Source organism: Marinomonas gallaica, from assembly GCF_049821165.1.
Taxonomy (GTDB): Bacteria; Pseudomonadota; Gammaproteobacteria; order Pseudomonadales; family Marinomonadaceae; genus Marinomonas; species Marinomonas gallaica.
Window position 1 is genome coordinate 1,627,501 of sequence record NZ_CP187511.1, and the last position, 20,279, is coordinate 1,647,779.

18 protein-coding genes and 2 rRNA genes (1 of these 20 running past the window's edge) are annotated in these 20,279 nt (G+C 44.3%); 9 read left to right on the forward strand and 11 right to left on the reverse strand.

Annotated features, from left to right (window positions below; all coding sequences use genetic code 11):
* From ACPUEK_RS07650 to ACPUEK_RS07660, 3 genes are all read left to right on the forward strand, one after another.
* A 23S ribosomal RNA gene (locus ACPUEK_RS07650) occupies nucleotides 1-1,171 on the forward strand (it extends 1,716 nt beyond the left edge of the window).
* Nucleotides 1,172-1,410: 239 nt separating this feature from the next.
* Nucleotides 1,411-1,525 (forward strand): 5S ribosomal RNA (gene rrf / locus ACPUEK_RS07655).
* Nucleotides 1,526-2,423: 898 nt separating this feature from the next.
* Nucleotides 2,424-2,972: a DUF2058 domain-containing protein gene (locus ACPUEK_RS07660; protein WP_425642835.1), complete on the forward strand. Its 549-nt coding sequence runs from the start codon at nucleotides 2,424-2,426 to the stop codon at nucleotides 2,970-2,972.
* A gap of 36 nt (nucleotides 2,973-3,008) precedes the next feature.
* Here the strand turns inward: ACPUEK_RS07660 and ACPUEK_RS07665 are convergent, their stop codons facing one another.
* Together ACPUEK_RS07665 and ACPUEK_RS07670 are read right to left on the reverse strand one after the other, a co-directional pair.
* The gene (locus tag ACPUEK_RS07665) at nucleotides 3,009-3,839 is read right to left on the reverse strand and encodes a polyphosphate kinase 2 family protein (protein ID WP_425642836.1); all 831 of its coding nucleotides are present in this window, start codon (nucleotides 3,837-3,839) and stop codon (nucleotides 3,009-3,011) included.
* A 93-nt stretch (nucleotides 3,840-3,932) separates the two neighbouring features.
* Nucleotides 3,933-4,670 carry a substrate-binding periplasmic protein gene (locus tag ACPUEK_RS07670; protein ID WP_067096427.1) on the reverse strand — a complete coding sequence of 246 codons (738 nt, stop codon included), beginning with the start codon at nucleotides 4,668-4,670 and terminating at the stop codon, nucleotides 3,933-3,935.
* A gap of 202 nt (nucleotides 4,671-4,872) precedes the next feature.
* Between ACPUEK_RS07670 and ACPUEK_RS07675 the strand changes: the two genes are divergently transcribed.
* Entirely contained in the window at nucleotides 4,873-5,535 is a 663-nt protein-coding gene (locus tag ACPUEK_RS07675) for a glutathione S-transferase (protein WP_067215107.1), read from the forward strand.
* A 27-nt stretch (nucleotides 5,536-5,562) separates the two neighbouring features.
* Here ACPUEK_RS07675 and ACPUEK_RS07680 read toward each other — a convergent pair whose 3' ends face one another.
* The 7 genes from ACPUEK_RS07680 to ACPUEK_RS07710 all read right to left on the reverse strand — a co-directional run bounded on the left by ACPUEK_RS07680 (nucleotide 5,563) and on the right by ACPUEK_RS07710 (nucleotide 12,514).
* Entirely contained in the window at nucleotides 5,563-6,729 is a 1,167-nt protein-coding gene (locus tag ACPUEK_RS07680) for a quaternary amine ABC transporter ATP-binding protein (RefSeq protein WP_067215194.1), read from the reverse strand.
* A complete protein-coding gene (locus ACPUEK_RS07685) occupies nucleotides 6,722-7,621 on the reverse strand; it encodes an ABC transporter permease (protein ID WP_425642837.1) in 900 nt (299 codons plus the stop codon). Before ACPUEK_RS07685 ends, ACPUEK_RS07680 begins: the two co-directional genes overlap by 8 nt.
* 66 nt (nucleotides 7,622-7,687) lie before the next feature.
* Nucleotides 7,688-8,686 (reverse strand): ABC transporter substrate-binding protein, encoded by a 999-nt coding sequence (locus ACPUEK_RS07690; protein ID WP_067215099.1) that lies wholly within the window; start codon nucleotides 8,684-8,686, stop codon nucleotides 7,688-7,690.
* Nucleotides 8,687-8,907: 221 nt separating this feature from the next.
* Nucleotides 8,908-9,933, reverse strand: coding sequence for a DUF2955 domain-containing protein (locus ACPUEK_RS07695; RefSeq protein ID WP_067215096.1), 1,026 nt, complete (start codon nucleotides 9,931-9,933; stop codon nucleotides 8,908-8,910).
* On the reverse strand, nucleotides 9,923-10,987 hold the full coding sequence (locus tag ACPUEK_RS07700; RefSeq protein ID WP_425642838.1) for an HlyD family secretion protein: 1,065 nt from the start codon (nucleotides 10,985-10,987) through the stop codon (nucleotides 9,923-9,925). The genes ACPUEK_RS07695 and ACPUEK_RS07700 overlap by 11 nt, the downstream gene beginning before the upstream one ends.
* Before the next feature lie 2 nt (nucleotides 10,988-10,989).
* Nucleotides 10,990-11,427, reverse strand: coding sequence for a MarR family transcriptional regulator (locus ACPUEK_RS07705; protein ID WP_170756344.1), 438 nt, complete (start codon nucleotides 11,425-11,427; stop codon nucleotides 10,990-10,992).
* Between the two features lie 187 nt (nucleotides 11,428-11,614).
* Nucleotides 11,615-12,514: a homocysteine S-methyltransferase family protein gene (locus ACPUEK_RS07710; protein ID WP_425642839.1), complete on the reverse strand. Its 900-nt coding sequence runs from the start codon at nucleotides 12,512-12,514 to the stop codon at nucleotides 11,615-11,617.
* Between the two features lie 272 nt (nucleotides 12,515-12,786).
* Between ACPUEK_RS07710 and ACPUEK_RS07715 the strand changes: the two genes are divergently transcribed.
* The 4 genes from ACPUEK_RS07715 to ACPUEK_RS07730 all read left to right on the forward strand — a co-directional run bounded on the left by ACPUEK_RS07715 (nucleotide 12,787) and on the right by ACPUEK_RS07730 (nucleotide 16,288).
* A complete protein-coding gene (locus ACPUEK_RS07715) occupies nucleotides 12,787-13,593 on the forward strand; it encodes a transporter substrate-binding domain-containing protein (protein ID WP_082866057.1) in 807 nt (268 codons plus the stop codon).
* A gap of 71 nt (nucleotides 13,594-13,664) precedes the next feature.
* Nucleotides 13,665-14,612 (forward strand): amino acid ABC transporter permease, encoded by a 948-nt coding sequence (locus tag ACPUEK_RS07720; protein WP_067037227.1) that lies wholly within the window; start codon nucleotides 13,665-13,667, stop codon nucleotides 14,610-14,612.
* Nucleotides 14,608-15,363, forward strand: a complete 756-nt coding sequence (locus tag ACPUEK_RS07725; protein WP_425643022.1) for an amino acid ABC transporter ATP-binding protein — start codon at nucleotides 14,608-14,610, stop codon at nucleotides 15,361-15,363. Before ACPUEK_RS07720 ends, ACPUEK_RS07725 begins: the two co-directional genes overlap by 5 nt.
* A 37-nt stretch (nucleotides 15,364-15,400) precedes the next feature.
* Nucleotides 15,401-16,288, forward strand: coding sequence for a LysR substrate-binding domain-containing protein (locus ACPUEK_RS07730; protein ID WP_425642840.1), 888 nt, complete (start codon nucleotides 15,401-15,403; stop codon nucleotides 16,286-16,288).
* Between the two features lie 315 nt (nucleotides 16,289-16,603).
* Here the strand turns inward: ACPUEK_RS07730 and ACPUEK_RS07735 are convergent, their stop codons facing one another.
* Complete coding sequence (locus ACPUEK_RS07735; protein ID WP_425642841.1) at nucleotides 16,604-17,770, reverse strand: MFS transporter; 1,167 nt, start codon at nucleotides 17,768-17,770, stop codon at nucleotides 16,604-16,606.
* Nucleotides 17,771-17,917: 147 nt separating this feature from the next.
* On the opposite strand from ACPUEK_RS07735, the gene ACPUEK_RS07740 reads away from it, so the two are divergent.
* Nucleotides 17,918-18,562: a phosphatase PAP2 family protein gene (locus tag ACPUEK_RS07740; protein WP_425642842.1), complete on the forward strand. Its 645-nt coding sequence runs from the start codon at nucleotides 17,918-17,920 to the stop codon at nucleotides 18,560-18,562.
* Here ACPUEK_RS07740 and ACPUEK_RS07745 read toward each other — a convergent pair.
* Nucleotides 18,559-20,166 (reverse strand): methyl-accepting chemotaxis protein, encoded by a 1,608-nt coding sequence (locus tag ACPUEK_RS07745; protein ID WP_425642843.1) that lies wholly within the window; start codon nucleotides 20,164-20,166, stop codon nucleotides 18,559-18,561. The genes ACPUEK_RS07740 and ACPUEK_RS07745 overlap by 4 nt on opposite strands.
* Nucleotides 20,167-20,279: the final 113 nt, after the last annotated feature.

Sequence of the window (20,279 nt, forward strand, 5' to 3'; positions counted from 1 at the left end):
CCGTAAGCATCAGTCGGTCGAAGATACCAGGTGGCTGCGACTGTTTATTAAAAACACAGCACTCTGCAAACACGAAAGTGGACGTATAGGGTGTGACGCCTGCCCGGTGCTTGAAGGTTAATTGATGGGGTTAGCGCAAGCGAAGCTCTTGATCGAAGCCCAAGTAAACGGCGGCCGTAACTATAACGGTCCTAAGGTAGCGAAATTCCTTGTCGGGTAAGTTCCGACCTGCACGAATGGCGTAACGATGGCCACACTGTCTCCACCCGAGACTCAGTGAAATTGAAATCGCAGTGAAGATGCTGTGTATCCGCGGCTAGACGGAAAGACCCCGTGAACCTTTACTATAGCTTCACAGTGAACTTTGAACCTACTTGTGTAGGATAGGTGGGAGGCTTTGAAGTGAGGACGCCAGTTCTCATGGAGCCAATCTTGAAATACCACCCTGGTATGTTTGAGGTTCTAACTCAGATCCGTTATCCGGATCGAGGACACTGTGTGGTGGGTAGTTTGACTGGGGCGGTCTCCTCCCAAAGAGTAACGGAGGAGCACGAAGGTGCGCTCAGCATGGTCGGAAATCATGCATAGAGTGTAAAGGCAAAAGCGCGCTTAACTGCGAGACAGACACGTCGAGCAGGTACGAAAGTAGGTCTTAGTGATCCGGTGGTTCTGTATGGAAGGGCCATCGCTCAACGGATAAAAGGTACTCCGGGGATAACAGGCTGATACCGCCCAAGAGTTCACATCGACGGCGGTGTTTGGCACCTCGATGTCGGCTCATCACATCCTGGGGCTGAAGCCGGTCCCAAGGGTATGGCTGTTCGCCATTTAAAGTGGTACGCGAGCTGGGTTTAGAACGTCGTGAGACAGTTCGGTCCCTATCTGCCGTGGACGTTTGAGATTTGAGAAGAGTTGCTCCTAGTACGAGAGGACCGGAGTGAACGAACCTCTGGTGTTCCGGTTGTCACGCCAGTGGCATTGCCGGGTAGCTATGTTCGGACGGGATAACCGCTGAAAGCATCTAAGCGGGAAGCCTCCTTCAAGATAAGATCTCACTGGCACTTAAAGTGCCCTAAAGAGCCGTTCGAGACTAGGACGTTGATAGGTTGGGTGTGTAAGTGCTGTGAGGCATTGAGCTAACCAATACTAATTGCTCGTGAGGCTTGACCATATAACACCAAAATGGTTTTTACTGTCGTTGTTCCAGACAACGAACAGTACTTCCTCCTTCCATGGAGGTCGAGTGTGAAGAAAACATACTCGCTGTACTACAGACTACGATACCAACACTGGTTTGATACTTGGTTATCACTATTTCAAAAGTTTTATTGTTAAAGACTCAAGTTCACGAACTTGCGTGTTTTGGCTAAGGCAAACATAAGCCCCCCAAAACGATCGCAAACCCGTTTGCTTGACGATCATAGAGGCGTTGAACCACCTGATCCCATCCCGAACTCAGAAGTGAAAGGCGCCATCGCCGATGGTAGTGTGGGAGATCCCATGTGAGAGTAGGTCGTCGTCAAGCATCATACAAAGGAAGCCCTGATAGCAATGCTGTCAGGGCTTTTTTGTGTCTGCGGTTTTCCTCACATCAACGCATCAACTCAGTTAGATTGCGCATCCCTTTTTTGCCCCGCTTGCGCCTGTCTCATGCTTCGACGCGTCAGCGCGTGACATCAAAAACGTGCGCCTTATGGCATTGGTCAGAGAAGGCGTTCAGAAAAACACAGGCATAGCACCACCTGATCCCATCCCGAACTCATAAGTGGCTCTCAACACGCCGCAGGCGCTCACCATCGCCGATGGTAGTGTGGGAGTCCAGCAAGAATAGATAACGTCAAGCATCCTACAAAGGAAGCCCTGATAGCGATGCTGTCAGGGCTTTTTTGTGTCTGCGGTTTTCCGCATCTCAACGCATCAACTCAGTTAGATTGCGCATCCCTTTTGTGCCCCGCTTGCGCCTGTCTCATCCTTCGACGCGTCAGCGAGTGACATCAAAAGCGTGCGCCTTATGGCATCAGTCAGAGAAGGTGTTCAGAAAAACAGAGACAGAGCACCACCTGATCCCATCCCGAACTCAGGAGTGGCTCTCAAAGCGCTGTTATGGTCGTGTGAGTACATACATGATCGTTTCTATAACAAGATACATAATACAAAGGAGGTCCTGACTGTCTGCTGTTAGGGCTTTTACAAACCATGCTGCCTGTTTACATCTGTCTCACAACGCACATTAAATGAGTTCAGTGCCCAAGTTAAATAAGACAGATCTCTAGTTGATAGGTATAAGATTTATCAGCTCAAAGAAATGAGTTCATTTTCTAAAACTATTTCATCGTTGTGCGTTACAAACACTATGGTTAGCGAGCGACTAAAAAGGCGCTATAATGCTGCCAATTAAGGCTTGAATCAGTGTAGAGGAAATTATGGCTAAGTCGTTACAAGAGCAGCTCTTAGGTGCTGGTATCGTAGATAAGAAGAAAGCAAAAAAAATAAAAGCGGAAAAGTTGCAGACTAAGCAAAAAGCGAAAAAAGGGCTGGTTGATAACAGTGAAGAGTTATCTCGTCAGGCAGAGCTTAAACGTCAAAAAGAAGAGAAAGCTGCGCGTGATAAAGAGCTGAACCGCCAACGTCAGGAAGAAATTGAGCATAAAGCGATTCTTGGTCAAATTCGACAGTTAATCCTTCAGAACCGTGTTGCTAAAGATGACGGTGAGATCGCTTATAACTTTACAGATGATAAGAAAGTTAAAAAGCTTTATGTGTCAGATAAGATGCATAAAGACTTATCAGAAGGGCGTTTAGCGATTGCTAAGTTAGAAGGTCAATACGAAGTATTAGCGAAAGGTGTCGCCGAGAAGATCGTTGAGAAAGCACCGGAGATGATTCTTGTACTAAATACAGCTCAACCTCAAGAAGACGATGAAGATGATCCATACGCAGAGTTCCAGATTCCTGATGACCTAATGTGGTAATGCCGCTGAAAAGGGCCAATTATTGGCCCTTTTCAATTAAAGTAATTTTAGGCCTAATTGCTCTTTAGCGGCTTTTACGACAGCTTCGTCAGCTGGAGGTGGGCTTAGGTCAACTTCCCTAGAAAGCTCATCAATGATGGTATTAAGCACTTGTACACGAGCGTACCACTTTTTGTTACTTGGAATAATGTGCCACGGCGCTGACAGGGTTGCTGTGCGTTGGAACATTTCGTCTGTAGCATTCTCATATTCATCCCATTTTGCGCGATTGCGTAGATCTTCTTCTGTGAGTTTCCATTGCTTCGTTGGGTTGTTCAATCGCTCTTCAAAACGTTTCAGTTGTTCAGCTTTAGATATGTGCATGAAGACCTTGATGATGCGTACACCATCATCTATCAACATACGTTCATACTCATTAATTTCCTGATAGGCTCGCTGCCACTCAAAGGGCGATGCGAAACCTTCCACTCTTTCAACAAGTACTCGCTCGTACCAAGACCTATCAAATATGGCGATAGCTCCAGGCTTAGGTAAGCGAGTTTGAAAACGATAAAGGTAATGTTTGCCTTGTTCTTCGTCAGTTGGGGAAGAGATTGGATGGACTCGATAACCACGAGGGTCAAGTTTTTCAGTAATGCGTCTAATCGCCCCGCCTTTTCCGGCAGCATCCCAGCCTTGAAAGATGATGATGGCCCGTTTGCCTTGGTGGTAATAGGCCTGCTGTACTTGCAGCATGAGCTCTTGAGCTTTCTTTAGTTTTTTTCGGTACTGTTCTTTGCTCTTTAAAGAGTATGCTTTATGGTCAATGTCACAGTCACTTAATTTTGGTGGTGTAGTCACCAATGAAATAGAACTGGGTGAGAACATTCCTTGCTCCAAAAATTATAAAGCCTTCAAAGAAAGTCTTTGAAGGCTTTAGTTAGTTTACGCTGAAGTAGTTATATCAGAAAGATAGTTAACTTACTGCTGGTTAAACTCTGTAAGGATTTCATCGTAACGACCTGACATTTGAATTTCCATCAAACCTTTGTTAAATGCATCACGAAGTTCTTCTGCATTTGGAATGGATTTTGAAATCAAAAGGTAAAGGTCATTTTCTTCCAGTGGCGGTAGAAGAATTTGTAGTTGAGATGCATCAATGCCAGCTGCTTCAGCCGCTTCTTTTGCTACCGCTAGACTGTCAGCATAAAGCTGAACTTCGCCAGAATCTAATGCTTTAATGGCATCAGAAACTTCAGGGTATTCTTTTAGATCAGAGAATGGGAAATTATCAAAAGATTCACCAATGACAGAGCCTTTTAATTTAGCGATGCTGTATTGGTCTAGCGATTCGAAAGAATCGTAATTGCTAAGTGGGAAGTCTGGCTTTTTGATTAGGCCAGCTAATACCGTATAGATTGGAATTGAGAAGTAGTATTCTTGAGCGCGTTCTTCAGAGTAGTAGCCGCCAACAATTGCATCTTTATCACCTGCTTTAACGGTATCTAATGCCGTTTGCCAAGCGGTAAACTCAATTGTGCTGTCATAGCCAGATTCAGCCAGTGCTTCGTCAACGATTGCGGAGATGAAACCGCCTTTTTCTAGACTATCGCCATAGAATGGCGGCCAGTTCATAGTAGTAAGGTCGACTGTTTGAGCTTGGACCGTAAGAGGTAGAGCAATAGCTAATGCGGAAAAGAACTTCGTAAGTTTTTTCATGTAGGTGATCCTCTTGTTTTGATAAAATTCTATACTATTTACTCATTCTATGAACATTGTTGCTTAATCTATAGTCAGTGCGTCGCAAATAGATAGGTAGTAGTCGTATTACTAAATAGTCACTACAGAATAGGCTAATTACTCAGCCTGATAACATATACTTTTAGCAGTTTTTTGTAACATATTGATTTGGAGAGCTTCTTTGTCTGCAGTTCTGTACAGTTTTCGTCGCTGCCCTTACGCCATACGAGCACGCTATACATTAGCAACTTTAATGTTGAGAGTTGAAATTCGTGAAGTGGTACTTAAACATAAGCCTGCTGATTTGTTGGCATTAGGTGGGCGCTCTACGGTTCCTCAGTTACTAGTTGATGGTGATAGGTTTCCAGAAAGCTTAGACATCATCTTTTGGGCTTTGAAAACATCTTCAAATGACGACCTAGTCAGCCAATTGTGGCCTACGGATCCAACACTTAGGGCAAAAATCATGAGCTGGATTAGGTTTAATGATCATTGTTTTAAACCTTGGTTAGACCGATATAAATACGCAGATAGACATCCGGAACAACCTGAAAGCTATTATCGTACAAAAGGGGAATGTTTCTTGAAGCGCTTAGATACAAGGTTGAAGCACTCTACCTACCTACTTGGAGAGCAAATGACGATAGCAGATATTGCTGTTTTTCCATTTGTACGTCAGTTCTCTGGGGTGAATCCTGATTGGTTTGAGTCTAGTGAATACTTATATTTAAAAAATTGGCTTAATCGGTTCTTAAAGAGTGACTGTTTTGATGTCGTGATGAAAAAACTACCCGCGTGGAATAATGATCAGGAGGGCATAACTTATTTTCCTGAGCTACTGTAATGTATAGCTCAGGAAGGTTTAATAAGGTCAGTTCAAAGGCGTTGGCTGAAGTGCGAGCATTTCAGCTAGAGATTGATGACTTAAGAAGCCGCATAGCTCACCTTGCTTATTAAGCACTGGGAGGGATACTTTACTTTGCAGCATGGTAGGTAAAATATCCTGTAGTAACTCACTTCGTTTTAACGTTGGAACGGCTGACCACGATGCTGAAATATTTTCAGATACTTTTGCATAGGCTTCAAATCTGCCTTTTGTTGGTTGTCTAAATGCTACGCCATATTCTTTAAGCGCTTCATCTGCTGCATAGGGGTCGTCATTATCGACGAGGGGTTGTGCTCTTTGCATTACATTTTTAACTAATAAAGCCCGCGCGCGGTTCACATCTTTAGCGAAAGCACGGACATATTCATCGGCGGGATTTAGGATAATATCGACAGGCTTTCCTACTTGCACAAGCTTCCCGTCTTTTAAAACGGCTATTCGATCGCCTAGACGTAATGCTTCGTCCAAGTCGTGTGTGATGAAAATAATCGTTTTTTGTAACTTCTCTTGAAGCTCAATCAACTGACTTTGCATTTCGAAACGAATCAGCGGATCAAGAGCGGAAAAGGCTTCATCCATCAGCAAAATTTCGGCATTTGTACATAGAGCGCGAGCCAGACCAACACGCTGTTGCTGGCCTCCAGATAGCTGAGAAGGGTATTGTTCTTCATAACCTGCTAAGCCTACTGTTTCTAACCATGTTTTGGCATGCTCAACCCATTCACTTTTCTTCTGTCCTTTGATAGAGAGTCCATAGCCTACATTTTCGACGACAGTTCGATGAGGGAGAAGTCCAAAATGCTGGAAGACCATCGACATTTTGTGCCGACGGAACTCTGTTAGCTCCTTCATCGTAAACTGCATGATGTCATCGCCATTTATTTTTATCTTGCCGGCGGTTGGATCAATTAAACGATTGAAGTGTCGGATCATCGTAGACTTGCCTGAACCTGAAAGCCCCATGATGACAAAAATCTCTCCTTTTTCGATGGATAGATTTATATCTTGTAGGCCAACGGTATGGCCTGTTTCAGCTAAAATATCGTCCTTAGTGGCACCGCCTTTCACTTTAGGTAGAACTTTTTCAGGAGTGGTCCCGAAAATTTGGTACAAGCCTTCAATTTCAATCAACGGGTTGTCTATGCTAGCCATGATCATGCCCCTCTAAATGCCTCTGAGTTCGTTTCGCATAGCTTTGTGAAACGCGGTCGAAAATAATGGCTAAGGCCACAATGGCTAAGCCGTTTAATAAGCCAAGAGTAAAGTACTGATTGGTAATGGATTTCAGTACTGGTTGCCCCAAGCCTTTCACACCGATCATCGAAGCAATAACCACCATAGCGAGTGCCATCATGATAGTTTGGTTGATACCAGCCATAATAGTTGGCATTGCAAGTGGGAGCTGTACTCCAAATAAGCGTTGGGTGGACGTTGCACCGTAAGCTGTAGCGGCCTCTAGAATCTCCTTGCTAACCAGCCGGATACCAAGGTTGGTGAGTCGAATAACAGGAGGAATGGCATAGATTACGACGGCGATCACGCCAGGAATTTTACCGATACCGAGTAACATGACGACTGGAATCAAATAGACGAAAGCAGGCATTGTCTGCATGACATCTAATAGAGGGGTAACAATAGACTGAGCTCGATCAGAACGTGACATTAAAATACCGATGGGGATGCCCAGAACGATCGACATGAGTGTACACACAGTAATGATGCTTAAGGTTCGCATGGTATCTTCCCACATGCCGAAGTAGCCGATAAGCATAAGGGAAATGACGACACCGATACTCAGCTTCCAAGAGCGTGTAGCAAAGTGAACAATGGCTGTGATAACGAAGAGAATTATCCACCAAGGGGTTTGTATTAGTAAGTTTTCAAACCAGACCAAAAAGCTCAAAAGTGGGTCAAAAAGGGACTCGATAGTATCGCCATATTCACGGGAAAAATCACGATAGGCACTGTCTAGTGTCTTGCGGATCGTAAGCAACTCGCGACGGCTCATATCTGGAAATTCAGTTAACCAGGATGCGTCTGCCATAAATCATATCTCACTATAATCGAAAAGAGGAGGGGAGCGATGGCCCCCCATAATCGTTGCGCTTATCTATAAATTATCTAGTGCTTTGTTTAGTTTTACTTTCACATCCTCGCTGACCCATTTGGACCAGATATCTTCGTGTTCGAACATGAAGTTCTCTGCTGCGTATTTTCCATCAGCTTGGTTATCTTCCATCCAAGCTAGCAAGTTATTCATTTGGACATTTGTGAAAGACCTATTAGAGAGATAGGCATATGCATTTGGTGCGCGCTCAGCAAACTCTGTTGTGGTAACCGTATATACAGGGGAAGGTGGGTACATAGTGGCTTTAGGCTCTAAGCAGTCATCCATAGAAATACAGTCAATATAATGCTGTTCATCGATGCCTGAACCGAAATCGACTTTAACCATTTCGTACTTTCCCAAAATGGCTGTTGGTGCCCAATAATAGCCAAACCAAGGTTGCTGACGCTCATAAGCCCGAGCGATAGAGCCTGAAAGACCTGCACCTGAGCCGGGATCTATGAGCTCAAAGTTACTTTCATCAAGCTTTAATGCATTAAATAAGTTTCTAGCCGTGATTTGGCAATTCCAACCTGCAGGGCAACCATAGAAAGCGGATTTAGATGGGTCTTCTGGGTGCTCAAATTGATCGGCGTGCTGTCGAATACCTTCTATCGTTGCTAGCTCAGGCATTTCGTCAACCATGTATTTGGGTACCCAAAAGGCTTCTTCTCCGCCATCAGACAATGACTTCACAGCGATCTTTAAGCGACCTTCATCGACCCCTTTGGTAAGGGCAGCCTTCATCGAGTTTGTCCAAAGTTCAGGTGCTATGTCTGGCTGACCTTTTTCAATCATAGACGTACCTGTAGGCATGGTATCCCCAGGTACAAGTTCAGCATTACAATCGTAGCCGTTTGCTAAAATGAATTGGTCCACGTTAGCCATCAAGCTAGCGGAGTTCCAATTCATTTCAGCAATCGTGATCTTGCCGCATTCGGCTGCAAAAGAAGTGCTGACAAATAAAATGCCTGCAGTAGAAATTAAAGCTTTTTTAATCATTCTTATGTCCTTAAGTGAAGAGATAAATTGTTGAGGGTTCTAATTATTGTGTATATTTAAATTACACATCTAATTATTTTTAATCAAATTACTATTTAATTTAGTTAAAAAAAGAAAAGCTTTCCAAAAATATTTGTAGCGGATTGTGAAAAACTAAGGGGGGGTAGGAGTTGTTTTAAAAGCCTCATTTTGTAGGAGAGGCTTTTTTGAGAAGCAAAATATTAGCTATAATTACAAGTGGATTTAAATTTATTTAATGATAAATCAATAAGATAGGCAGTCATTATTACAAGCCCCATAGCTATGATTACCGAGCTGAAGCGATATGCTGCACTATAAAAAATATCACTATGCGGCGTTAAGTATTGACCATATAGAATTCCAATGGTCGTTAATGCCCCAAAGCCTATCCCTGAACCTGAGCGCTCGACTAAGTGAAAGTATGCGGTAATCATTACTGTTATAAATAATGAGATCGCGACTAAGAAAAAGTTGCCGATCAAGGTATACATTAAGATCTGCATTATCAAAGCGAGGCTGCAGCCGTAGGTCACACCTTTAGCGCGTTTTTTAGCGTTAGCAATGGACCCTTGATAGGTCATCGGAAAGAGTATCAGCATAGTAGCGACTTGAGCAGATAAGGAGTCTTTCAAATCGAAAATTTGAAAGACTAAAAAAGAAATCGTTGCTAACGATGCTCCTAACAGTGTTCGATGGTTGATTTGCGCTGCGGTCGGACTTGTTGCTGCTGATGAACTGTTTGCACTCTCCGCACTTTCTGGGATTAACCAGTAAAGTAAGTAAGCACTTGCTACTGAAATGATGGCTGCTAATACAGTCGCTACGACCATATCAGTGGCTTGACCTGCATCGTAGCTGGCAAAATTCAAAAGCGTTGAAAGGGTTATCAAACCAGATGCCCATAGTAGGAAATACTTAGTTTTCAGCATAAAACGAAAATGATAGCCAAAGATAAAAAATACAGCCAAAGTCATAGCCACTGGAAACGGTTTGAAAAACGTTTGAAGTACCCACATTTCAGCGGCACTAATAAACGCTCCGGCAATGAATTCAATTGCTAAAGTACGGTTAAAAGTAGGGATCATGCCTAATAACAGCATGGGAAATACGGTAAAGAATACTCCGTAAGGCCAATTCATGAGCTTACAAATACAAAAGCCAATGGTGGTGCCGAATGCTATACGTAACAACCGCTTTTTTTCGCTCGCTTGCATCTCAATAAACATAGTGCAGTAAACTTACAATGCGCATTTGAAGATGGCCAATAAAGCGGAATACAGCGGAGTCTGAAGATTCCACCATTACGGTGGCTTTAGATCCGCTCACGAGGGAGTTTGGTACCTCTCCTTTTTGTTGAATATAAACTCTAATTCGTTGAGCATCGCGTACCCAACGATCACTATCATTAGGCGTTGCGAGAACACCGTTTGCCATGCTCTGACCCTGAGCAATACCATAATCGCGGCTGACTAATTCAGCTTCAAATAGCTGACCAGGAAAGGCATCGTAAACAATCAGTGCCGCAGTACCCGGTTGAACGTTGGTAATGCTTTTTTCACGAAAGTCGGCCGTTACTTGGTCATAGCCCGTTACGACTAAAGAAAGCAGAGGCTGATTGCTTTGAGTGACCATACCTGAGACCAACTGCATGTTCGAAATGACGCCGTCTTGGGGGGCATATATAGCTGTTCGGGATAAGTTTAAACGGGCATTGTCTAAAGAGTTTTGAGCATTGTTGACGTCGATATTGTTGAGTTCATCATCACCAAGCGCAATCAAAATGGCATTTTTTCGAGCTTCTATCGCTTTTAAGTTTGCTTGGCTTGCTTGAACTTGTGTTTGAGCTTGTTCCACTTGCTGGTCACTGATGACGTGTTGCTTTTGCAGCTTTCGTAAACGTTGGTATTCACGATTATTCTCCTTAAACGTTACGTTTGCAGAGGCAAGTTTGGCATCCTCTTCGGCAATGTTTGCTTTAAGCGTTTGATTACTTTGATGGGCTTGCTGTAATAATAGCTCTGCTTCGCGAACGGCTAAAACATAGTCTGAATCATCAATCTTAAAGAGTAAGTCACCTTTTTGAACGTGTTGGTTGTTGTGCACTGCGACTTCAACCACTTTTCCTGTCACTTGCGGCGCTATGCTTAACACTGGGCGTTGTAATGTCGCGTAACTTGTCATTGGAATGGTTACATCAGCAATGACAAGATAGGCAAAAATAATCAAAAACAGAGCAATTGCTCGTTTCATCCAACGATTAAAATGTATATCAGGCGTCATAGTTATGTTTCAAAACTCATGTTATGTGCATTAGAAATAATGGTTAGCAACGCGTGATCTAAAAGTTCGCGCTGCTCTTTAGATAGACCATCGAGAAGATCTGAACGCCCTAATTGTGCGATGTGCTGCATTTTGGCTAATTGCTGCTTACCATCGTTTGTAAACCATAACGTCTTACAGCGAGCATCAACGTCAGACTCACGTCGTATGATGAAACCAGCGGCCTCTAATTGATTAAGGGTTCGTATAAGAGAGGGTTGTTCTATGCCCATCTGGCTTGCAAGATCGCTTTGAGTACAACCTTCGCCAAAACGATCTAGATGCATCATGGCAATCCATTTGGATTGGGTAAAACCAATGCCGGACATCTGATTATCTACCGCATGTCGCCAGCTATTAGCGGCTCGTGCGAGGTTCCAGCCAATATTATTGTCCATCATTAAACTCATTTAGTTAGCTTGCTAGGTATCTTACGAAATACCGAGTCATGCCATCAATGAATTTGGTTGACTTACTCAATATTTACCAAGTATGCACAGATAAAAGTAAATGAATAAAAAATACCGCAGGGCAGGGGCACATAAAAAAAGGGGAGCAGCGTTACGGATTGGTAACGCTGCTTTGTTATTATAAGTGATTTGCTAAGACTTTTACGTGATCAGGCCCAATACCACAACAGCCACCGATTAGCGTTGCGCCTAGTTCTTTCCAACGCTGTGCCCACTCAAGATATGAGTCAGGTGTTAAGTCATCACGAAGCTCATCTAATCCATCGTTTGCGGTAGCATCTTTTGGCTGAGGAGGAAAAGCATTAGCGTAAGCACCCAGTTGGACGGGCTGGTTGCTGTCCGATAGAACTGACGTTGCTACTTGAATCGCATCAGCAATGATTTCAGGCTGGCAGCAGTTAAACAGAATGCCATTAACACCCGCTTTGGTCACGGCAGCAACGGCTTCTTTTACCGTTTCACCTGAACGCAAACGTGGTTGATCTGTGACTTCCGCGTCTTCAAGCGTAAAGGAGACCCAGTATGGTTTATTTTGACCATCGATCTCATCCACTAAGGCTTTTACTTGCAGTGTTTCAGCAAGCAAGCTTTGTGTTTCGTTTAACCAAAGATCAACATGTGGTGCCAAAGCTTCAATAATAGGGCGAGCAATTTGCTCGGCGCGATCGGCTTCATATAAATCGGCGCGGTAAGATCCAAATAAAGGTGCTAAAGAGCCTGCCACTTTGACGTCAGCATCGGACTCATTCGCAGCTTCACGGGCGACTCGAGCAGATTCAATCACCAGTTCTGTTACTCGTTGCTGAAATACGTCTTCACCAATATGAAATGGCACTAACGCATAGCTGTTAGTGGTGATGACACGCGAGCCAGCTTCGATAAACGCTTTATGAACGTCTTTAACGATCTCTGGCGCTTCCATCATAGCCAAAGCAGACCATTCTGGTTGTTTAAAAGGAGCACCACGACGCTCTAATTCGCGGCCCATGCCGCCATCTAAAATTGTGATTGATTGCATAACCGTTCCCATTACTTTGAATGCGGGCATTCTAACCACGGAATAAGAGATGGAAAAGAGCTTGATCATAATATTTGGGTCTATTTAGCTTTTTTGCGTTTATAATGGTTTAGTCATTAAAAAATTATCGTTACCCATTAAAAAAGCAGGGTCTAAGGGGTGGATTCCATGATTACTCTAGCCCTTCGATTTCCGTTATATTATCCGCCAAATACTCCCTACTTATGTCTGTTTCGCCTTCATTGAAACGGTTAAACAAAACGAGGAATGATATGAAATTTGGTTTGAAAAAAGCCGTGTCAGGCTTAGCTCTAGTTGGAGCCCTATTCTCTAGCAGCAGTTATGCAGCCGAACCTGCCATTGATAACATACTGTCAAGCGGTGAGCTTAAAGTGTGTTTTGAAGCGGGCTACATTCCTTTTGAAATGAAGACCAAAGACGGTCGTTTTATCGGTTTTGATATTGATATTGCAAAGCATATGGCACGTTCTATGGACGTTAAGTTCACTCCTGTTAATACTGCATGGGATGGTATTATTCCTGCTTTGCAAACGGGTAAATGTGACATCATCATTGGCGGTATGGCGATCACGCCTCAGCGTAACTTGAAAGTCATGTTTGCCGATACCTACATTGAAATTGGTCAAACGGTGCTAATTAAGCCCGAATTGGAAGGTAAAGTGACGTCTTATCGTGATCTGAACGATCCGAAATACACGCTGGTTTCTCAAATTGGTACGACGGGCGCTCAAGCCGCTCAGAAATTCTTCCCGAAGGCAAAACTAGATTTGTTTGAAACTTCAGCAGACGCCGTGCTTCAAGTGGCTAATGGCAAAGCCGATGCGTTTGTCTATGATCTTCCTTACAACGCTTTGTATGCCTCACAGCATCAAGACAATGTGGTGCATTTGGACCAATCGTTTACCTATGAGCCATTAGGTTGGGCGATTCGCCAAAATGATCCGAACTTTATTAACTTCTTAAATAACTATCTTGTTCAAATCAAGAAAGACGGTTCTTATGACCGGATTTATGACAAGTGGTTTAAGTCAGACGCGTGGGTCGATAGTATCCAGTAACCTTGCTACTTCATTTGTAGTGTTTCAAAGAGTCTATATTCTATAGGCTCTTTTTGTATTTAAGAGAGCTCATGCAAACTCAATCTTCACGTTGGCTGGGGCACGGTATTTATCTTGTGATCATGGCGATATTGATTTCTGGTGTGTACTTCGCAGGTCAGAAAATCGATTACACATGGCACTGGGAACGCTTGTGGCCCTATATTATTAATACGGAATCCCACGATATTGTGGCGGTGACAGATGGTACAGCCGTAGTGGATGCTTCAGGTCGTTTATCCATTACACCTGATTATGGTGATGATCCACAGATAATCGAAAGGTACGACACGCTGGTGTCTCGAAATGGCGACTTAATCTTTCAAGGCGATACCGTTGCTCGCATTGACGGTTGGCGCTTTGGCCCGATTGCTGAAGGCTTGTGGGTCACCATTAAAATATCCTTTATCTCGCTGATTTTTGCTGTCTTATTGGGTGTTATGTTTGGCTTGATGAGAGTGGCTCATGGGCAAGTATGGCGTAACCTTGCGGTGACGTATGTAGAAGTCATTCGCGGTACACCATTATTGGTGCAAATATTTATTGTCTATTTTTTTATTGGCACGGTATTCGATTTAGACCGCTTCACCGCCGGTGTCGCTGCATTGTCCATTTTTACTGGTGCCTATGTTGCTGAAATTGTGCGTGCTGGAATACAGTCGGTTCCAGTTGGGCAGATGGAAGCCGCTCGATCTCTGGGTATGAACTACGTACAGGCGATGGCGTATGTCATTATGCCACAGGCGATTAAACGTACTTTGCCGCCTCTAGCGGGACAGTTTATTAATTTGATTAAAGACTCATCTTTGGTTTCAGTTATTTCGATAACCGATTTAACCAAAGCCGGTCGGGAAGTCGTTAGCGGTAGCTTTGCACCCTTTGAAGTGTGGTTTACTGTAGCCGCCTTGTATTTGGTTGTGACGGGAGGCTTGTCACTGGTTATTCAGCGCTTAGAAAAGAGGTTATCAGCCAGTGATTGATCATTTAACACAGCCAGACTCACAGATACTGATCAAAGCCAATAAAGTAAACAAGATCTTCCCAAATGGCTGTCATGCGTTGAAAGGTGTGTCATTGGACATTCAGCGCGGTGAAGTGGTTGTTATCATTGGGCCAAGTGGCTCGGGAAAATCTACTTTCTTGCGTACATTGAATCAGCTAGAAAGTATTTCGTCAGGTAACATCTTATTAGATCAAGTGGATTTGACTGATAAACGTACAGATATCAATGCTGTTCGAACAGAGGTGGGGATGGTGTTTCAATCGTTTAACTTGTTTCCCCATAAAACGGCGCTTGGCAATGTCATGTTGGCGCCTATGAAGGTGCTGAATCAGAGTAAAGAAGAGGCCAAGCAAGGTGCTCGGGATTTGTTGTATCGCGTGGGTTTAGCCGATCGTATGAATAATTACCCGTCCCGCTTATCGGGAGGTCAGCAGCAACGTGTCGCCATTGCTCGTTCCTTGGCTATGAAGCCCAAAGCGCTACTGTTTGATGAACCCACCAGTGCCCTTGACCCAGAAATGGTAGGGGAAGTATTGGACGTCATGAAAGAGCTGGCTCGTGAAGGTATGACCATGGTCGTGGTGACTCATGAAATGGGGTTTGCCCGTGAAGTGGCCGATCGAGTGGTGTTTATGGAAGAGGGGGAGCTGGTATTAGAAGAAACCCCAGAGCGTTTCTTTCATTCTGAGCATCCGCGCTTGCAACGCTTTTTAGGTCAGGTACTCTAACGCCTCGTATTTTTCTCGAGCGATGGTTGAAGACCGCATGAACTCAAAGTCACTGCCCCCATTAAACTGGTTACGAACCTTTGAAGTCGCTGCGCGCAGCCTAAATTTTACTAAGGCTGCGCAAGAGCTTCATTTGACTCAAGGTGCCGTCAGTCAACAGATTCGTTTATTAGAAGGTCATTTGGGGGTGGCGTTATTTACTCGCCTTCCTCGTGGGTTAGCACTTACTGACGAAGGCATGTCGTACCTTCCAGTGGTGCAAGACTCTATTTCTCGGCTGGCGGCAGCGACGAATGAGCTGTTTAGCCAAGACCAAAGAACTCCGGTCAAAATTCGTGGAAGTTTATCTTTCTTTGTACATTGGTTAGCACCGAGACTGACCTATTTTCATGCATTGCATTCTAACATCGACATTCGTTACATCAGCTCTCTTTGGGTGAAAGACTCGGAAGTTGATGACGATTTTGAAATTCGGTGGGGCAGCGGTCAATGGCCCGGTTACGTCTCTCAGCGCCTTAGTTGGGATCGCTTGTTCCCAGTCTGCTGTCCCGACTTATTAGAACGTTCACCGATTCATTCAACCTCTGATTTGTCGGCGCATACTTTGTTGCATGTATTGGGCTATGAGGAAGGCTGGGGATATTGGTTATCGATGATGAATGAGACACAGGTGGACCCTTCACGGGGCATGCAGCTTGATACGCTCTTAGCATCATTGCGCATGGCAGAACTGGGAATGGGAATTGCGCTGGCCCGCTCTTCTATGGTCGAAGACATGCTGTCCGATGGGCGTTTAGTCGCACCGCTGACAGAACAGGTAGAAGCCAGTGAATCATTCTATTTAGTACAACGTTCTGGAAAGACGCTTTCAGTGGAAGCGTATATTTTTTTAGACTGGCTGGAGCGAACATTACGTGCTAAGTAACCCATTTGCTTAATAAAATACAGCAATATGGATGATGCCGCGAACCACTATGCTCACTAAACAGCCATAGCAAGCACAGCGCACGACACTGCCGACGCGTTTACCTATGGCAGCAAAAATTGCCACGCCCGCAACATCGAATGGGTTGGTGGCAAACCCACGTCAGCAAGCCTTTCGCATCGAGCAATTTCATAAACGCTAGCATAATAACCATGATCGGCAAGAGTATATACAGTGCCATATTCAATCCGGATTTCCCCGCATCGAGCATCATGGTTACCAGAGCGTCCATTATTACGTCCTTGTTTTTAGCTTTTAATTAGCGGATGGCGCTTGCGCGGATAATTTACGGTTTATACCTAGTAACATCAGAGCACTTAAAGAGAGCGTAGCGGCCGCAGCAGGTATCCAGGCATAGCCAAATCCAAGCGTAATGACAGCGCCACCTATAGCTGCGCCCAGTGCGTTACCTAAGTTAAACGCACCAATGTTGATTGAAGAAGCCAACCCTGGAGCCTTGTCAGCAATGGTCATTACCTTCATTTGCAACGGTGGCCCAATCATAAAGTTTACTACGCCCCAGACAAAAATCATGGCGATAGCAGAAAATAAGTCGCTTACTAATAAGCTAAATAAAGCCAAAATGATGACTTGTCCCGTTAGCGCTACGACCAATGATAAATCGGGTGATCGATCTGCCAATTTACCGCTAATGAAGTTACCTAGGGTAAAACCAATGCCTGCCATCATTAATAAATAGGCAATATTTCTGTCTGAAATGCTGGCTAATGTTTGTAAGATTGGTGTGACGTAGGTGTACAACGTAAACATAGAGCCCGCACATAATACGGTGGTTAGGAAGGTACGCAGTGCCGCTGGCTGTAAAATGGCCTGCAGTTCTTGTTTTACGTTCGGGCGGTTTGGTTTCTCCATTTGTGGCAAGGTGCGCCATAATCCAATCATAGCGACTAAACCCAGTGCTGACGTCGCGGCAAAGGCCATTCGCCAATGAAGACTTTGTCCAAGCCATGTTGCCACAGGGACACCAATAATGTTGGCAATGGTTAGCCCTAAAAACATAGAAGCAACCGCGGTGCCTTGTTTTCCAGGCGGCGCAAGCTTCATAGCGACCAATGCTCCGATACCAAAAAACGCACCATGGGAAAGACTAGTGGTGATCCGCGAGATCATTAGTACGCTGTAATCGGTGGCCAAGGCTGAAAAAACGTTCCCAATAAAAAAAATTGCCATTAACAGAATCAGCGAAAATTTATGACTGAAACGTGTTAAGTACAGCGTCACAAGTGGTGCTCCAAACATAACGCCAACCGCGTAAGCACTGATCAGGAGGCCAGCCGTTGGAATCGAGACCTCGACACCTTCGGCAATAGTCGGAAGTAAGCCCATGGGGAAAAATTCAGTGGTACCAAGACCGAAAGCTCCGAGTGCTAGAGCAAAAACGCCCCATTGATATGCTTGCATCGCAAATCCCTTATTGATCAGTAACTAAAATAAAGCGTGACAGAACGTCAAAATAAGGTGAAACCTACGCGCAAACTCGCCCCAATACAATTAAGCCATGTATATTTACTCATTATTATTAACTTTCCAGTGTGTCTTGGAGGCTACTTGTTGTATCGATTAGGTTATCCCATTTTGCTCTTAGGTATTATGTTGTGTATTTGGTTAAGTATTGGTCACGCAGGGAGCTTTGATCAAACTGGGCTTTTATTGTTTCGAGACGAGCAAGGTCATTTGCTAGGGCCTGAATGGGTTAGTGTTATCACCCGAGACATTACTGCGTTGGGCAGCAATTGGATCTTGTTATTCGGTATGGCAGTGATGAGCTTGGTGCTCACTCTACGACGACATTATCTGCAAGCCATAGAGTTACTTGTTATGGCATTAGGTGGTGTGTTCTTTAGTATGGGGGCTAAGTACCTATTTGAGCGTCCGCGACCAGATCTGGTCCCTCATCTCATCGAAGTGTATACCCCCAGTTTTCCTTCAGGGCACGCGACCATGTCTATGGTGTGTTTTTTGGGCGGGGCATTGGTTATTTCAAAAATGTGGTCAGAACGCTCGGCACGACGTACGCTGGTTGCAGCGGCGGTATTGAGTAGCTTAATGGTTGGAATCAGTCGAGTGATGCTGGGTGTACATTGGCCATCCGATGTCTTGGCGGGTTGGTTACTGGGGATTTTATGGGTGCTACTTGTTCACCAGTACTGTTCGCACTATCGATTGAACAGTACTGGGTTAAGCAGTTGTTAAGACTTGAACTGGTTAATCGTTTCATCGAGCGATTGCGAAATTTTGGCAATTTCTTCACTCTGTTTTAACGTTTTATGTGAGCCAGAGCCAGTTTGTTCTGAAATCGCGCTGATAGCGTGAATGTTATTGTTAATTTCATTTACGACAGCGCTTTGTTCTGACGCGGCGGCAGCAATCATGGTGTTCATTTCACGAATTTTATCAACGCTTGAAGCGATGTCTTCTAAAGAGTGAGCCGCTTTATTTGCATCCTCAACACTATCGCTTGCTTGAGCTTTACTGGCTTCCATTGCCTGAACTGCTTCGTTAGAAATGGTTGAAAGGTTGTTAATGATAGAGCGAATTTCTTCTGTTGAAAGTTGCGTGCGGCTGGCTAGGCTGCGAACTTCGTCGGCCACCACGGCAAATCCTCGACCTTGCTCACCTGCACGGGCCGCTTCGATTGCAGCATTTAAGGCAAGTAGGTTAGTCTGTTCTGCTATGTCACTGATTTCTTGTGATACGCGGCCGATACCTTGAGCACCTTCGGCTAAGTTTTTTACCACGTCTGTAGCGGCATCGACTTTTTGTGCCAGTTCGGTGTTTGTTTTCGCCACATGCAGTACCATATTTTTACCTTCATCTGCGAGAGACTTAGTATCACTGGCAGAGCCTTCTGCGTTTGCGGCATTTTGTGCTACTTCTTCAGCGACATTGGATAATTCTTGAATAGACTGCGCTAACAGTTTGCTTTCATTCTTTTGCTTATCAACGCCTTCACTGGTTTCTCGTGTAACTTGAGCTAATTGGTCTGCTGAGGCGCTGAGGTTATCCATGGTTTTGGTAAGGCTATGGATAGTCGGTTGGAAGCGATCGAGCATATTGTTGGTTGCTTGGCCTACCATACGAAATTCATCGTTAGCGCCTAATTCTATTCTCGGTCTAAGGTCCGCATTTTCGCCAATAACAGACATCGTGTCTTTCAGGCGGTTTAAGGGTTGGATCAGTACTTTTAACAAAATGAAGTAAATGATCACCATGCCGATAAAAATAGCAATAAAGTTGATGGTGGAGTTTTTTATGATGGCGTTTTCAATGTCTTTATCTCGTTCAGCCATAGAGTAAGTGATGCGAGCGGCACCTAAAATGGTACCTTCCGTAACAGGGTGGCAGGTTAAACAGTTCGTCCCATGACGATCTTTAGTGGCTGCAAAAGGCAGTAGCAATGTGATGTGTCGTTCACCGTTAACAGTCTCCACATCAATGATGGTTTCTCCATTTAAAGCTCTTGTATCTAGCTCATCTTGTGGCTTTTCGTGTTCAAACCCTGGGCCATAAATGTTACTCACGGCATCAGCACGCAGCATGCGTACATTGGCAATACCTTCTCGTTGAGCAATCTTATCTCGCAAAATCTCTCGACTGCCCATCGCGCCGGTAAACATCAAAGCGTTCATACTGTCCATATAGCCATTGGCGATATCTAGAAGTTGGTGTTCACTGAGGTCTAAAAGGCGCTCTTTTTGTTGGTGAGACGAGTAGAGGTTTAGCGCAGCGATGATGAAAATTAAAATGCCAGCCATCGGCAGGAGTATTTTCCAGCGAACGGAGATGTACTGATGCATAGATGCGCCTCGTTATTCTTAAAAATTGTGTAAAAATTTAACACGCTTGGGCTCGGTATTGTCTTTAATCAATTGAATGTATTGATCTGGCTCTAACATTTGGCAGTTCTTAT